This window comes from Citrobacter sp. Cpo012 (genome assembly GCF_030333015.1).
Taxonomy (GTDB): domain Bacteria; phylum Pseudomonadota; class Gammaproteobacteria; order Enterobacterales; family Enterobacteriaceae; genus Citrobacter; species Citrobacter portucalensis.
In genome coordinates, this window is record NZ_JAOWGR010000043.1 from 533,800 (window position 1) to 547,761 (window position 13,962).

A 13,962-nucleotide genomic window follows, 5' to 3' on the forward strand; every position below is an offset into this window, starting at 1 on the left:
AGGGGGTCGTATGGATCTGTTATACCGGGTAAAAACATTTTTCACCGCGCTACGCGGCAACCACTATACCTGGCCTGCCATCGACATTTCATTGCCCGGCAACCGCCATTTTCATCTGATTGGCAGTATTCACATGGGCAGTCGCGATATGGCACCTCTGCCTGCCAAATTACTCAAAAAACTCAACCATGCCGACGCGCTGATTGTCGAAGCGGATGTTTCCGGTGACGACGCGCCGTTTGCTAACCTTCCTACATTTGCCGCACTTGAAGAACGTATCAGCCCGGAGCAGTTAGAAAACCTGCGTAAAGTCACCAACGAACTGGGTATTTCCCCATCGCTGTTATCTACTCAGCCGTTGTGGCAAATCGCCATGGTATTACAGGCGACACAGGCACAGCAGTTGGGTCTACGGGCAGAATACGGGATTGATTACCAATTGCTGAAAGCGGCAAAACAAGCGCATAAACCCGTTATCGAACTGGAGGGCGCATCCAGTCAAATCGAGCTGTTATGTCAGTTGCCTGATAACGGACTGGCTCTGTTGGACGATACTCTGACGCACTGGCATACCAATGCCAGATTGTTGCAACAGATGATGGGCTGGTGGCTTAAAACACCGCCACGCAATAGCGAACTGGCGCTTCCCAATACCTTTAGCCAGTCGTTGTATGACGTATTGATGCATCAACGCAACACAGCCTGGCGCGATCGGCTCAGGGCGATGCCTGCTGGTCATTACGTCGTGGCCGTTGGCGCGCTACATCTGTACGGAGAGGGAAATTTGCCGGAGATGTTACGGTAAAAAAAATGGCCAATATTTCTATTGGCCCGTCAAAGAGGAATTTCATCATTATTATGATCCCAATGCTTAAAGCATCGGTGTAGTTCGATTGTCGCTCAAAGTCATCATCCTGCCAATACTATTGCGCAAGATGGTACTATTTTTTAGACAGACATCAGGCGTATGCTTGAGTCGTATTTTGTCTGGTCCAGGAAAATTGCTATGACACCCGCCGTTAAATTACTCGAAAAAAACAAAATTTCTTTCCAGATCCACACCTACGATCACGATCCGTCCGAGACGAACTTTGGTGATGAAGTGGTGCGCAAGTTAGGTCTGAATGCGGACCAGGTCTACAAAACGCTGCTGGTTGCCGTGAATGGCGATATGAAGCATCTGGCAGTTGCGGTCACGCCTGTAGCCGGTCAACTGGATCTCAAAAAGGTCGCTAAGGCTCTGGGGGCTAAAAAGGTTGATATGGCCGATCCAATGGTTGCGCAACGAACCACCGGTTATCTGGTGGGGGGGATCAGCCCATTAGGACAGAAAAAGAGATTGCCAACGCTCATTGATGCCCCTGCCCAGACGTTTGACACCATTTATGTTTCCGGCGGCAAACGCGGGCTGGATATCGAACTGGCAGCGGGCGATCTGGCGAAAATTCTGGATGCGAAATTCGCCGACATCGCACGCCGCGATTAAACGGTTATAGAATGATTGCCTGATGGCGCGCAGCTTTAAGGCCTACAAATCGCACTGACCTGTAGGCCGGATAAGGTGCCCGCACCGCCATCCGGCACTCCGCCCTGTTACTGCCAGGTAACTTCCCCCTTCGGCTCATACACACTGGCATCCAGCGGTGAGTTCTTCTGCACGAACTCTTTCAGCACTTCTGCATCAATAAACCCGGTATTCACATAGCCTGGTTTGTTATCAATTCGCGGATAGCCATCGCCGCCGGTTGCGTTGAAGCTTAGCGTTGCCATACGATAGTTTTTGGCTGGGTCAACGGGTTCGCCTTTGATTTTCAAATCGTTAAGCTTGCCGTCTTTCGCCACAAAGCTGACGTTGGCAAACTGTGGATAGGCCCCGGAGTCCGGCTTCATTTGCGCCACGGCGGTCAGATAGTCAACCACCTCTTTCCCGCTCATGTCGGCATACACCACGATGTTTCCGAACGGCTGTACTTTCAGCACGCTCTTATAAGTGATATCGCCGCCTTCGATGGAATCACGGATGCCACCGCCGCTCATCACGCCAAAATCAGCGCTGGTTCGCGCCATTTGCGCAGCCAGCAGCAAATGTCCCATGTTGGTCTGCACGAAACGGACTTTGCTTCGGTCGCCTTCGAGGCGCGCATTGACGCTACCGATTTTCACGTCGAGCTGCGCTTTACCTTTATTCTGGAACGGCGTCAGCAGCGAAAGCATTTGCTGATTTTCAGCTATTTCCGGGGTGTAGAGTACGCGCTCACTTTTACCGTTGTCCCAGGTCACTTTTTTCTTCAGGTTGACGGGAATGAGCTGGTAGTTGACCATTTTCATTTCGCCGTTACGGAACTCAAAGTCCGCCCGGCCCACATATTTCCCCCACTCGTGCGCCTGCACAATCCAGATCCCATTTTGCTTGTCTGGCGCACACGGCGTACCCGGTACGTAATCAACCTGCTTCTTGTTCTCTGAAGCCATACACACCGGATCCTGCGAGTGACCACCGACAATCATCGCCAGCGATCCCGCCGGCAGGCTACGCGCCATTTCGACATCGCCAGGGGCGTTCGAGCCGTGGTTGCCGTTGTCATAATGTCCCATATGGGTGGTCGCGATAATGATGTCTGGCTTTTCACCCATATTCAGTTCCTGGATAACCAGTTTGGCTTCATCAGCAGGTTTACGGAACTCAATATCGGTAAAGAACTCGGGGTTGCCTATTTTTGCCGTATCGTCGGTGGTTAAACCGAGTACGGCAATTTTTAAATCCTGGCGCTTAAAGATGGCCCACGGCTTAAACAAACGCTCGCCAGTGCTTTTCTGATAGATATTGGCCGAGAGAAACGGGAATTTGGACCATTTTTCCTGCTGGCGCAGTACGGTCATGGGATTATCAAACTCGTGGTTTCCGACCGCCATCGCGTCATAGCCAATCAGGTTCATCCCACGAAAATCAGGTTCCGCATCCTGCAGATCGGACTCCGGTACACCGGTATTAATGTCGCCACCGGAAAGCAGCAGTACGCTGCCCCCTTCCTCTGCCACCTCTTTACGAATACCGTCCACCAGCGTTTTTTGCGCCGCCAGTCCGTATTCTCCGTATTCGCTGCGCCAGAAGTGACCGTGATGATCGTTGGTATGCAGAATGGTAATTTTGTAGGTTTTATCTTTTTCGTACGCTTGTGCAGGCTGACCTGCCAGCGTAAATGCGGCTAATAACGCCAGCGCCACGCCCCGTTTTAAAAACTTCATATTTCTCTCCCTGAGCCAAAATCAACGACTGAAATTACAATGATATGAAATAATAGTCGAAAATGTTTTCAGAAATGAGACTTCCTTCAAACACCTTCCGCAGGTATGTTAGTCAGGTAATAATAACAAAATAGATTACCCTCATAATCGCAACCCAAACAGAAGTGACTTTCTATGGCAATAAGTGAACCAACCCAGCCTGTGGCTGGCGCGTCAGCGTCGGTTGCTAAAGCACGCACCTCATTTGGCATTTTAGGAGCGATCAGCCTCTCCCATCTGCTAAACGATATGATTCAGTCGCTGATCCTGGCGATTTATCCGCTATTGCAGTCAGAGTTCTCGCTAACGTTCATGCAGATCGGGATGATCACCCTAACCTTCCAGCTTGCTTCTTCGCTGCTGCAACCGGTGGTGGGTTACTGGACGGACAAATACCCGATGCCGTGGTCGCTGCCCATTGGGATGTGCTTCACGCTGAGTGGGCTTGTTTTGCTGGCCATGGCCGGCAGCTTCCATATGGTGCTGCTCGCCGCGGCGCTGGTTGGCACCGGCTCTTCGGTATTTCATCCGGAATCATCCCGCGTGGCGCGCATGGCCTCCGGCGGTCGTCACGGCCTGGCGCAGTCAATTTTCCAGGTTGGCGGCAACTTCGGCAGCTCTCTGGGCCCCTTGCTGGCAGCTGTCATCATCGCGCCATATGGTAAGGGTAATGTGGCCTGGTTTGTTCTGGCTGCGTTATTAGCGATTGTCGTCCTGGCACAAATCAGCCGTTGGTATGCCGCGCAGCATCGGATGAGTAAAGGAAAACCGAAAGTTGCCATCGTAAATCCGTTACCGCGCAATAAAGTGGTGCTGGCGGTAAGCATCCTGCTGGTGCTGATTTTCTCCAAATACTTCTATATGGCGAGCATCAGCAGCTATTACACCTTTTATCTGATGCAAAAATTCGGATTATCGGTACAAAACGCCCAGTTTCACCTGTTTGCCTTCCTGTTTGCCGTCGCGGCCGGGACAGTGATTGGCGGACCATTAGGCGATAAAATTGGCAGAAAATATGTTATTTGGGGGTCTATCCTCGGCGTTGCGCCATTTACCCTCGTTTTACCCTACGCAACGCTGGAATGGACCGGAATTTTAACCGTGATCATTGGTTTTATCCTCGCATCGGCGTTTTCTGCTATTTTGGTCTACGCGCAGGAGCTGCTTCCTGGGCGTATCGGCATGGTTTCTGGGCTATTTTTCGGTTTTGCCTTCGGCATGGGCGGCTTGGGAGCCGCGGTGCTAGGGCTGATAGCCGACCATACCAGCATCGATTTGGTCTACAAAATATGTGCTTTCCTGCCACTTCTGGGGATACTGACCATATTCTTACCTGATAACCGACACAAAGCCTGATTTTCTGACGGCCAAAAGTAAATTTTGGCCGTCATTACTTGCAGTAGCCATCAGCCTTTACCTCTCACATATCACCGTACTTTTCCGATCCGTGCTTTTTTACGCTTAAAATCCCGTTTTCTTCAAAATTCAACAATTATTCATAAACATAAACATTAAAATTGTCATAAACTATTACTCGTAGTTTGGGTTTTTAGGATTATCACAGCAACCAAAGGAGACGGAATGCATCACGCCACCCCGCTTATCACCACCATTGTCGGCGGCCTTGTGCTCGCTTTTATATTAGGCATGATTGCCAATAAACTACGTATTTCTCCTCTGGTGGGATATCTGTTAGCGGGCGTTCTGGCCGGTCCATTTACACCTGGTTTTGTTGCTGATACTAAGCTCGCGCCTGAGCTGGCTGAGCTTGGCGTTATTCTGCTGATGTTCGGCGTGGGGCTGCACTTTTCGTTGAAGGATTTGATGGCGGTAAAGTCTATCGCCATTCCCGGCGCGATTGCCCAGATAGCAGTGGCAACGCTGCTGGGTATGGCGCTTTCAGCCGTATTAGGCTGGTCGCTGATGGTGGGGATCGTGTTTGGTCTGTGTCTTTCAACCGCCAGTACCGTGGTGCTATTGCGTGCACTTGAAGAACGACAGCTCATTGACAGCCAGCGCGGGCAAATTGCCATTGGCTGGCTGATTGTCGAAGATCTGATGATGGTGCTGACGCTGGTTCTCCTGCCAGCCGTCGCCGGGATGCTGGAAAAAGAAGACGTCGGTTTCGCCTCGCTGGCCGTCGATATGGGCATTACCATCGGTAAGGTGGTGGCGTTTATCGCGATTATGATGCTGGTGGGTCGTCGCCTGGTACCGTGGATTATGGCCCGCAGCGCCGCAACCGGTTCACGCGAACTGTTTACCCTCTCTGTCCTCGCCCTCGCCTTAGGTATCGCCTTTGGCGCAGTAGAGCTGTTCGATGTCTCCTTTGCGCTGGGCGCGTTCTTCGCCGGTATGGTGCTGAATGAATCTGAACTAAGCCACCGTGCGGCGCATGATACTCTGCCGCTGCGCGATGCGTTCGCCGTGCTGTTCTTCGTCTCCGTCGGGATGCTGTTCGATCCGTTAGTTCTGATCCAGCAGCCGTTGGCGGTACTGGGCACGCTGGCGATTATCATCTTTGGTAAATCCCTTGCCGCCTATTTCCTGGTGCGCCTGTTTGGTCACTCCCAACGCACGGCGCTCACCATTGCCACCAGCCTGGCGCAGATTGGTGAATTTGCCTTTATCCTGGCGGGTCTGGGAATGGCGTTGAACCTGCTGCCGCAGGCCGGACAGAATCTGGTGCTGGCGGGGGCAATCCTGTCCATCATGCTCAACCCGGTGCTGTTTGCGGTGTTAGAAAAATACCTCGCCAAAACAGAAACGCTGGAGGAGCAGACGCTGGAAGAGGCTATCGAAGAAGAGAAGCAAATTCCGGTGGATATCTGCAATCATGCCTTGCTGGTTGGCTTTGGTCGCGTCGGCAGCCTGCTGGGTGAGAAATTGATGGCTGCAGGGATCCCGCTGGTGGTGATCGAAACCTCGCGTACCCGGGTGGATGAACTGCGCGAGCGTGGGATCCGCGCGGTACTGGGAAATGCCGCCAACGAAGAGATTATGAATCTGGCGCATCTGGATTGCGCGCGCTGGCTGCTGTTGACCATCCCCAATGGTTATGAAGCGGGTGAAATTGTCGCTTCCGCACGTGAGAAATGCCCGTCGATTGAGATTATCGCCCGCGCGCATTATGACGATGAGGTGGAATATATTACCGAACGCGGCGCCAACCAGGTCGTCATGGGTGAGCGTGAAATCGCCCGCACCATGCTGGAGCTGATTGAAACGCCGCCTGCAGGTGAAGTTGCTACGGCCAGTTAATGTCCGTGCCGGATAGCGTTATCGCTTATCCGGCCTATACAAGATTTAACGGTCCCAGTACGACTCTTCGAGACTGTCTTCACGTTCCGGTAAACCGCGCGTCAGGCGCGGTGAATGCTGGTTCAGCACCTGATAACTCACGCGATTAGCATACTTACACACCTGGGCTAACGACGAATAGGTCAGCCAGGTGAACTTGTGCTTGCTGGAGTTAGGCACGTTGCTGCGGTGATAGCTGTTGGCGGTAATATCATGCAGCAATGCCGCCAGCGCGCCGTCACCTGCGCCGTTGGTGTTCATTATCTTTTCAGGTCCGCCCATATACGGTGCGATGTGCGAATACACGCGCAGCGGATTGGTACAGTCTTTATGGCGCATGGCGCGGCTGAATTCGTACTGATTAAATTCGGCAATAGCACCAGGGAGCAGAGGATGCTGGGTTTTACGTTTCACTTCTTCTTCCGTAAAGCCCGCCATATACAGACCCGCCGGACCCGCAGTGCACAGCACCAGATCCACCCAATCCAGCGCCTTGTCAGACGCCAGCAGCGGGTCGTTTTCGCCGGTCAGCGCTTCAGCCTCTTCTTCATTCATCGCCAGAATGGAGACATGCTCTTTCAGGAATGCCTGCCACCACTGTGGGTTATCGGCAATGACGAATTTGGTGCCCAGGGTCAGAACCACCGGCACATTGTGTTTTTTGGCATATTCAATCGCCTTCATGGTCGCTTCCGGCATCGGCTCACCTGGTTCGCAGCGCACCAGATAGGACGTCAGCACCAGCGCGGACGCTCCGGCAATCACCGATTCAGGGATGCTGTCCGCTCGTAGCTTATTCATATGCCCAGGGCTGATTGCGAAGGTACGCTCACCTGACTCGCCAATCAGCGTAAAGCAGCGGCCAATCGGTCCGTTAACGCCTTGCAGGTAGTTCAGGTCGGTACGGCTGGAGGTATTGCATAAATAGCGGTACGCATAGCTGCCAATCTCGATATTGCTGCACATCACGCCCAGCAGCACCGAGCGGTCATCCGCCAGTACAGAGTAGTTGTGCATCGTGTTACCGATAGTACCGCCCGCAAACTGATGGGTGATCAAGTTTTCACGCACCAGTTCCTGGTAGAGCGCTTCTGCGACATCATCGGCAATCACCAGAGAATGCCCGGCGCTTAATCCATAACGTTTTACAAAGTCATCATCCACTTTGGCTTCAATATCCACCAGCGTCTGGTCGATACCTACCACCCAGGCTGCGCTGGTTTCATTTTCTGGCTGAATTTGTTGCAGCAACGGATCGCGCGCGCTGACGGGAAAATAGTGTTTGGATTTGCGTTTACCGGGAAATTTCATGGTCGATTTTACGGGTGGTTAACTGAGCGATGCATGGTAGCACATTCCCTGCCACGCATGCGATGCGGCGCTAAGTTTCAATATCAGACGGTGAGATCGCAGTTTATACGGGATTAATTTCTACAATAACTCACCTTCACAAGGAGCGTTTTATGAAGCCGGAAAACAAGATCCCCGTACTCGACAGAATTTCGGATGAAATGAAAAGCGTGGTGAATTTTCATCGCGACGATCTGCCGCCGTGGCCCGCTGCAGATGACTTCGTGGCCCAGCGCCAACACTACATTCATGAACGGCAGTTGTGGAATGCCGATGCCCCAGAGATGAATACCCGCGAATGCGTTATTTCTACCGCATGCGGCCCCATGGCCACACGTATTTACTCACCGCAGCCCCATAGTCTGGCAACGTTGTATTATCTGCACGGCGGCGGTTTTATTCTCGGTAATCTGGATACCCACGACCGTATTATGCGCTTGCTGGCGCGCTATACGCAGTGCACGGTAATTGGTATCGACTATTCACTTGCGCCGGAAGCCCGTTTCCCGCAAGCCATTGAAGAGATTGCCGCCGTCTGCCAGTATTTTCATCAGCACGCTGGCGACTATTCTCTTAATGTGAATCATATCGGTTTTGCGGGCGATTCCGCCGGAGCCATGCTGGCGCTTGCCAGTGCGCTGTGGCTGCGGGATAAACGCATTGTATGCGGCAAGGTGGCTGGGGTGCTGTTGTGGTATGGGCTTTACGGCCTGCAGGATTCACTGAGCCGACGGCTGATGGGCGGAGCGTGGGATGGGTTAACCCGCGAGGACTTGCAGATGTACGAAAACGCGTACCTGCGTAGCGCTGACGATCGCGAGTCACCGTATTATTGCCTGTTTAATAACGATCTGACACGTGACGTGCCACCGTGTTTTATCGCTGGCGCTGAGTTTGATCCGCTGATTGACGATAGCCGCTTACTATTCCAGACGTTGCAGGCGCATCAGCAGCCCTGCCAGTACAAAATGTACCCCGGTACGCTGCACGCCTTCCTGCACTATTCGCGAATGATGAAAACCGCCGACGATGCGTTACGGGAAGGCGCTCGTTACTTCAGAGCCCAGCTTTAACGGTAAGCGTCGGTCAGTTTAACCATCATTTCGATATGTTCCGGTGCGGCATTAAGCGCCGGAATATACTCATATTGCTTACCGCCAGCTTCGAGGAAAATCTCCCGGTTTTGTACCGCTATCTCTTCCAGCGTTTCGAGGCAATCTGCCGAGAAGCCCGGACACATAACCTGGATATGTTGTGTCCCTTTCTCCGCCAGCATTTTTAACGTTTCGTCGGTATACGGCGTCAGCCACGGTTCGCGACCAAAGCGAGACTGGAAGGTCATCATTACTTTTTCTGGCGGCAGACCAAGCGCTGAAACCAGCTCTCGGGTGGTATCGCGACAGCGCTGCGGGTAGTCATCGCCTTCATCGGCGTAACGCTGCGGAATGCCGTGGTAGGAGAGCAGCAGCAAATCAGGTTCACCGTGTTGAGCAAATGAATCCCGGGCACTCTTCGCCAGCGCATCGATGTAGCTGCTGTCATCGGCGTAATCACGAATAAATGAAACGCCAGGAATACCGCGTTTACGCGCTAAGATACGCGCCAGTTCGTCCCAGACGGCCGCTACCGTCGAACAGGAATATTGCGGGTACAGCGGTAACACTACCATGTGTTCAACCCCGCTTGCCAACAGTTCATCGACCGCGCTTTCAAGCGACGGCGAACCGTAGCTCATTCCCAGCGCAACAGGGGTATTTGGTAGGCGTTCTGCCAGCGCACGCTGTTGTGCCTTGCTATAAACCATCAGCGGGGAACCGTCTTCCATCCAGATTGACTGGTAAAGCTTGGCTACGCGTGGCGCACGCAACGGTAAAATCACCCCGCGCAGCAGCGGCCACCACAGTGCAGGTGACGTATCAACTACGCGTGGATCGCTTAAAAACTGGCGCAGGTAGCGCTTAACGGCTTCGGGGGTTGGGGCATCGGGAGTGCCGAGGTTTGCCAGCAGGATACCGGTTTTCGTCTGACGCATTACCGCCTCTTATCGATTCAAATTGTTGATAATTGTAGCGGAAAAGCGATAAAGAAGAACTAATTGCTGTGAGAGGTAAGACGAGAATTTGCCTGATGGCGCTACGCTTATCAGGCCTACGCGATAATGGCAGGCCTGATAAGAGGTTTATTACGCGAAAAAATTAGCCGAGGATTTTTTCCAGCGCTGCGCGCACGTCAGCAACGGCCTGAGTACCATCAACTTTCGCGTATTTGGTGTTACCCGCCTGCGCTTCTTTAGAGTAGTAGCCGATCAGCGGAGCGGTCATCTGATGGTATTCCACCAGGCGCTTACGTACAGTTTCTTCCTGATCGTCTTTACGGGTGGTCAGCTCTTCGCCGGTCACGTCATCTTTACCTTCAACCTTAGGCGGGTTGAATTTGATGTGGTAAACGCGGCCAGAAGCAGCGTGTACGCGACGACCCACGATACGGTCAACGATCAGTTCGTCAGGAACATCGAACTCCAGAACGTAGTCCACGTTGATGCCCGCTTCTTTCATGGCGTCTGCCTGCGGAATAGTACGCGGGAAGCCATCCAGCAGGAAACCATTACGGCAGTCTTCCTGAGCAATACGCTCTTTTACCAGCGCGATCACCAGCTCATCAGTCACCAGCTTACCGGCGTCCATGATGTCTTTCGCTTGTTTGCCCAGCTCGGAGCCAGATTTCACGGCGGCACGCAGCATATCACCGGTGGAGATTTGCGGAATACCATACTTCTCCATGATGAACTGAGCCTGAGTTCCTTTACCCGCGCCCGGAGCGCCAAGCAGAATGATACGCATTACGAAAATCCCCTTAAAGGTTGTCGATATTTTTTAAAAAGCGCTAAACGATACCACCATCACGCAATTGGCTCAAGAAAGACGCCCGACGCTGAAACGGTTAACGGTGGGAAAATTAAAAATAAGGCGAGAAAATGCCGGATGGCGGTGGAAACACCGTATCCGGCATACTATTACGAGATGCTGTAGGCCGGATAAGCGTTAACGCCATCCGGCATTACATTACGGGTATCAGGACACCAGCAACTGGTTCATACGACGGATGAACTGGTTAGGGTCTTCCAGCGTGCCGCGCTCAGCAAACAGCGCCTGACCCAGCAGCAGTTCGACCCACTCTTTGAACTGCGCTTCGTCCTGGGTATCTGCCGTGCGTTTTACCAGCACGTGGTCCGGGTTGAGTTCAAAGATATATTTCACTTCCGGTACGGCCTGGCCCGCAGCGGCAAACAGTTTCGCCATCTGGGTGCTCATTTCGTCTGCATCGGTGGTGACGATGGCTGGCGTGTCGGTCAGACGGTGAGTCAGACGCACTTCTTTCACGCGGTCGCCCAGCAGGGTTTTCACGCGCTCAACGAACGGCGTCAGCGCTTTTTCCGCTTCTTTTGCCGATTCATCAACTTCATCCGCCAGCTTGTCGATGGACTCGTCAGCTTTGGCAACAGACTGGAATGCCTTACCGTCGAACTCGGTCAGGTAGTTCATCATCCACTCATCGATGCGGTCAGAAAGCAGCAGCACTTCGATGCCTTTCTTACGCAGCAGTTCCAGGTGCGGGCTGCTCTTCGCTGCCGCATAGCTGTCTGCGGTGATGTAGTAGATTTTCTCCTGCCCTTCTTTCATCCGCGACACGTAGTCTTCCAGCGACACGGTCTGTGCGGAGGAGTCAGTGTGCGTAGACGCGAAGCGCATCAGCTTAGCGATCGTTTCCTGGTTGGCGTGATCTTCCGCCGGGCCTTCTTTCAGTACCAGGCCGAACTGTTTCCAGAAGGTCTGGTATTTTTCCGCGTCGTCTTTCGCCAGTTTTTCCAGCATCTGCAGTATGCGTTTGGTCAGCGCGCTGCGCAGGTTACGGGTGACGGTGCTGTCCTGCAGGATCTCACGGGAAACGTTCAGCGGCAGATCGTTGGAATCTATCAGACCGCGCACAAAGCGCAGGTAGTTCGGCATGAACTGCTCGGCGTCGTCCATAATAAACACACGCTGGACGTACAGTTTCAGACCATGCTTGTGATCGCGGTTCCACATATCCCACGGAGCCTGGGACGGGATGTACAGCAGGCTGGTGTACTCCTGCTTACCTTCCACACGGTTGTGGCTCCAGGTCAGCGGGTCAGTGAAGTCGTGGGCGATGTGCTTGTAGAACTCGTTGTATTCGTCGTCTTTGATTTCCGACTTGTTACGGGTCCACAGCGCCTGCGCTTTGTTGATCTTTTCCCAGGAAACCACGGTCTCGCCGTCTTTTTTTTCGGATTTTTCGATCTCTACCGGCAGCGCGATATGGTCGGAATATTTGCTGATGATGGAACGTACGCGCCAGTCATCAAGGAACTCATCTTCGCCTTCACGCAGATGCAGGGTGATTTCGGTGCCGCGATCGTCTTTGGTGATGTCGGCAACGGTGTACTCACCTTCGCCCGCAGATTCCCAGAACACGCCGTTTTCCGGCTTATCGCCCGCAGCGCGGGTACGCACGGTGACTTTGTCCGCCACGATGAACGCAGAGTAGAAACCCACCCCGAACTGGCCGATCAACTGGCTGTCTTTCGCCTGATCGGATCCCATGGACTCGAGGAAAGATTTAGTACCGGATTTCGCAATGGTCCCCAGATGATCGATAACGTCATCACGGTTCATCCCCACGCCGTTATCGGCAATGGTCAACGTACGCTTATCTTTATCGAAGGAAACACGTACACGCAGCTCACCGTCGCCTTCATACAGGTCCGGGTTAGACAGGGCGCGGAAACGCAGCTTGTCTGCCGCATCCGAGGCGTTAGAGATAAGCTCACGCAGGAAGATTTCTTTATTGGAATACAGAGAATGGATCATCAGGTGCAGAAGTTGTTTTACTTCTGACTGAAAACCACGAGTTTCTTGTCCTTTCATGTAGATCTACCTCAACAATGCCATTTTCAATGGTAAAAACACGTTGAGGGTGAAATGGGGACAAGCGGGAAGGATTTCAAGCGGAAGCCGCCGTCGCGGCCTCCGTTTGTTCAGAATTTAATCTTGTGTCGCCCTGCCAGAGAGTGCGACAGCGTGGTGCCATCGACCATTTCCAGCTCGCCGCCTACCGGAACGCCATGGGCGATACGGCTGGCTTCAACGCCATATTGCATGCAAAGCTCAGCAATATAGTTGGCGGTCGCCTCTCCTTCGACGGTGGGATTGGTCGCCAGGATCAGTTCGTTGATTTGCTCAGACGCCAGTCGCTGTTCGAGACGATCCAGCCCGATATCATCAGGGCCAATACCGTCCAGCGGCGACAGGTGTCCCATCAGCACGAAGTAACGTCCGGAAAATTGCCCGGTTTGCTCAATGGCGTAGATGTCCGCCGGACTCTCCACCACACAAATCTGACCGTTTTCCTGGCGACGCGGGTTCGAGCAAATGTTGCAGACGTCTTGCTCTGTGAAGGTGCGGCAATCGGCACAATGGCCGATTTCCGACATTGCCTTCGTTAACGCCTGTGCCAGACGCATCCCGCCGCTGCGATCGCGCTGAAGTAGCGTGAACGCCATGCGCTGCGCCGACTTCGGGCCAACGCCCGGCAGACAGCGCAGTGCTTCCATAAGCTGAGTTAACAGCGGGCTGGTTTGCATCAGAACGGCATCTTAAAGCCAGGCGGCAGCTGCATTCCGGAGGAAACAGAGGCCATCTTCTCTTTCTGCGTCTCTTCAATGCGACGCGCCGCGTCGTTGAATGCCGCAGCAACCAGGTCTTCCAGCATCTCTTTGTCGTCTTCCAGCAGGCTTGGATCGATCTCCACGCGACGGCAGTTGTGCGCGCCGTTAATGGTCACTTTTACCAGACCCGCGCCAGATTCGCCGGTCACTTCCAGCTTGGCGACTTCTTCCTGCATCTGCTGCATTTTTTCTTGCATCTGCTGGGCCTGTTTCATCAGGTTACCCAGACCGCCTTTACCAAACATAGGCTTCTCTCTCAATCACGTTAAGGGATGACGACC

12 protein-coding genes are annotated in these 13,962 nt (G+C 53.2%); 5 read left to right on the forward strand and 7 right to left on the reverse strand.

Annotated elements, in window-relative coordinates; genetic code table 11:
* The first annotated feature begins 10 nt into the window (after positions 1-10).
* Both OGX90_RS22335 and ybaK read left to right on the forward strand, forming a co-directional pair.
* Positions 11-805: a TraB/GumN family protein gene (locus tag OGX90_RS22335; RefSeq protein WP_060682642.1), complete on the forward strand. Its 795-nt coding sequence runs from the start codon at positions 11-13 to the stop codon at positions 803-805.
* Between the two features lie 201 nt (positions 806-1,006).
* Positions 1,007-1,486, forward strand: coding sequence for a Cys-tRNA(Pro)/Cys-tRNA(Cys) deacylase YbaK (ybaK, locus tag OGX90_RS22340; protein ID WP_003831056.1), 480 nt, complete (start codon positions 1,007-1,009; stop codon positions 1,484-1,486).
* 107 nt (positions 1,487-1,593) lie between these two features.
* On the opposite strand, the gene ushA is transcribed toward ybaK, so the two are convergent.
* Positions 1,594-3,246 carry a bifunctional UDP-sugar hydrolase/5'-nucleotidase UshA gene (gene ushA, locus OGX90_RS22345; RefSeq protein WP_286624711.1) on the reverse strand — a complete coding sequence of 551 codons (1,653 nt, stop codon included), beginning with the start codon at positions 3,244-3,246 and terminating at the stop codon, positions 1,594-1,596.
* A gap of 174 nt (positions 3,247-3,420) precedes the next feature.
* On the opposite strand from ushA, the gene fsr reads away from it, so the two are divergent.
* Positions 3,421-4,641 (forward strand): fosmidomycin MFS transporter, encoded by a 1,221-nt coding sequence (gene fsr / locus OGX90_RS22350; RefSeq protein ID WP_003021788.1) that lies wholly within the window; start codon positions 3,421-3,423, stop codon positions 4,639-4,641.
* A 225-nt stretch (positions 4,642-4,866) separates the two neighbouring features.
* The gene (gene ybaL / locus OGX90_RS22355; protein ID WP_003021783.1) at positions 4,867-6,546 is read left to right on the forward strand and encodes a YbaL family putative K(+) efflux transporter; all 1,680 of its coding nucleotides are present in this window, start codon (positions 4,867-4,869) and stop codon (positions 6,544-6,546) included.
* 45 nt (positions 6,547-6,591) lie between these two features.
* Here the strand turns inward: ybaL and gsk are convergent, their stop codons facing one another.
* Entirely contained in the window at positions 6,592-7,896 is a 1,305-nt protein-coding gene (gene gsk / locus OGX90_RS22360; RefSeq protein WP_003021781.1) for an inosine/guanosine kinase, read from the reverse strand.
* A gap of 152 nt (positions 7,897-8,048) precedes the next feature.
* Here gsk and aes point away from each other — a divergent pair, with 152 nt between their 5' ends.
* Positions 8,049-9,008 carry an acetyl esterase gene (gene aes / locus OGX90_RS22365; protein ID WP_234692810.1) on the forward strand — a complete coding sequence of 320 codons (960 nt, stop codon included), beginning with the start codon at positions 8,049-8,051 and terminating at the stop codon, positions 9,006-9,008.
* Here the strand turns inward: aes and hemH are convergent.
* The 5 genes from hemH to OGX90_RS22390 form a co-directional block, all read right to left on the reverse strand.
* Positions 9,005-9,967, reverse strand: a complete 963-nt coding sequence (gene hemH, locus OGX90_RS22370) for a ferrochelatase (protein WP_003831052.1) — start codon at positions 9,965-9,967, stop codon at positions 9,005-9,007. The genes aes and hemH overlap by 4 nt on opposite strands.
* 163 nt (positions 9,968-10,130) lie before the next feature.
* The gene (gene adk, locus OGX90_RS22375; protein WP_003021773.1) at positions 10,131-10,775 is read right to left on the reverse strand and encodes an adenylate kinase; all 645 of its coding nucleotides are present in this window, start codon (positions 10,773-10,775) and stop codon (positions 10,131-10,133) included.
* A 231-nt stretch (positions 10,776-11,006) separates the two neighbouring features.
* On the reverse strand, positions 11,007-12,881 hold the full coding sequence (htpG, locus tag OGX90_RS22380; protein ID WP_234692809.1) for a molecular chaperone HtpG: 1,875 nt from the start codon (positions 12,879-12,881) through the stop codon (positions 11,007-11,009).
* Between the two features lie 110 nt (positions 12,882-12,991).
* Positions 12,992-13,597, reverse strand: coding sequence for a recombination mediator RecR (gene recR, locus OGX90_RS22385; RefSeq protein ID WP_003021767.1), 606 nt, complete (start codon positions 13,595-13,597; stop codon positions 12,992-12,994).
* Positions 13,597-13,926: a YbaB/EbfC family nucleoid-associated protein gene (locus OGX90_RS22390; protein WP_003021764.1), complete on the reverse strand. Its 330-nt coding sequence runs from the start codon at positions 13,924-13,926 to the stop codon at positions 13,597-13,599. The genes recR and OGX90_RS22390 overlap by 1 nt, the downstream gene beginning before the upstream one ends.
* Positions 13,927-13,962 lie beyond the last annotated feature (36 nt).

Excerpts from the sequence above, each read along its gene's own strand:
- OGX90_RS22335 (WP_060682642.1), top strand. The coding sequence starts at position 11 with ATGGATCTGTTATACCGGGTAAAAACATTTTTCACCGCGCTACGCGGC.
- ybaK (WP_003831056.1), top strand. The coding sequence starts at position 1,007 with ATGACACCCGCCGTTAAATTACTCGAAAAAAACAAAATTTCTTTCCAG.
- ushA (WP_286624711.1), bottom strand. The coding sequence starts at position 3,246 with ATGAAGTTTTTAAAACGGGGCGTGGCGCTGGCGTTATTAGCCGCATTT.
- fsr (WP_003021788.1), top strand. The coding sequence starts at position 3,421 with ATGGCAATAAGTGAACCAACCCAGCCTGTGGCTGGCGCGTCAGCGTCG.
- ybaL (WP_003021783.1), top strand. The coding sequence starts at position 4,867 with ATGCATCACGCCACCCCGCTTATCACCACCATTGTCGGCGGCCTTGTG.
- gsk (WP_003021781.1), bottom strand. The coding sequence starts at position 7,896 with ATGAAATTTCCCGGTAAACGCAAATCCAAACACTATTTTCCCGTCAGC.
- aes (WP_234692810.1), top strand. The coding sequence starts at position 8,049 with ATGAAGCCGGAAAACAAGATCCCCGTACTCGACAGAATTTCGGATGAA.
- hemH (WP_003831052.1), bottom strand. The coding sequence starts at position 9,967 with ATGCGTCAGACGAAAACCGGTATCCTGCTGGCAAACCTCGGCACTCCC.
- adk (WP_003021773.1), bottom strand. The coding sequence starts at position 10,775 with ATGCGTATCATTCTGCTTGGCGCTCCGGGCGCGGGTAAAGGAACTCAG.
- htpG (WP_234692809.1), bottom strand. The coding sequence starts at position 12,881 with ATGAAAGGACAAGAAACTCGTGGTTTTCAGTCAGAAGTAAAACAACTT.
- recR (WP_003021767.1), bottom strand. The coding sequence starts at position 13,597 with ATGCAAACCAGCCCGCTGTTAACTCAGCTTATGGAAGCACTGCGCTGT.
- OGX90_RS22390 (WP_003021764.1), bottom strand. The coding sequence starts at position 13,926 with ATGTTTGGTAAAGGCGGTCTGGGTAACCTGATGAAACAGGCCCAGCAG.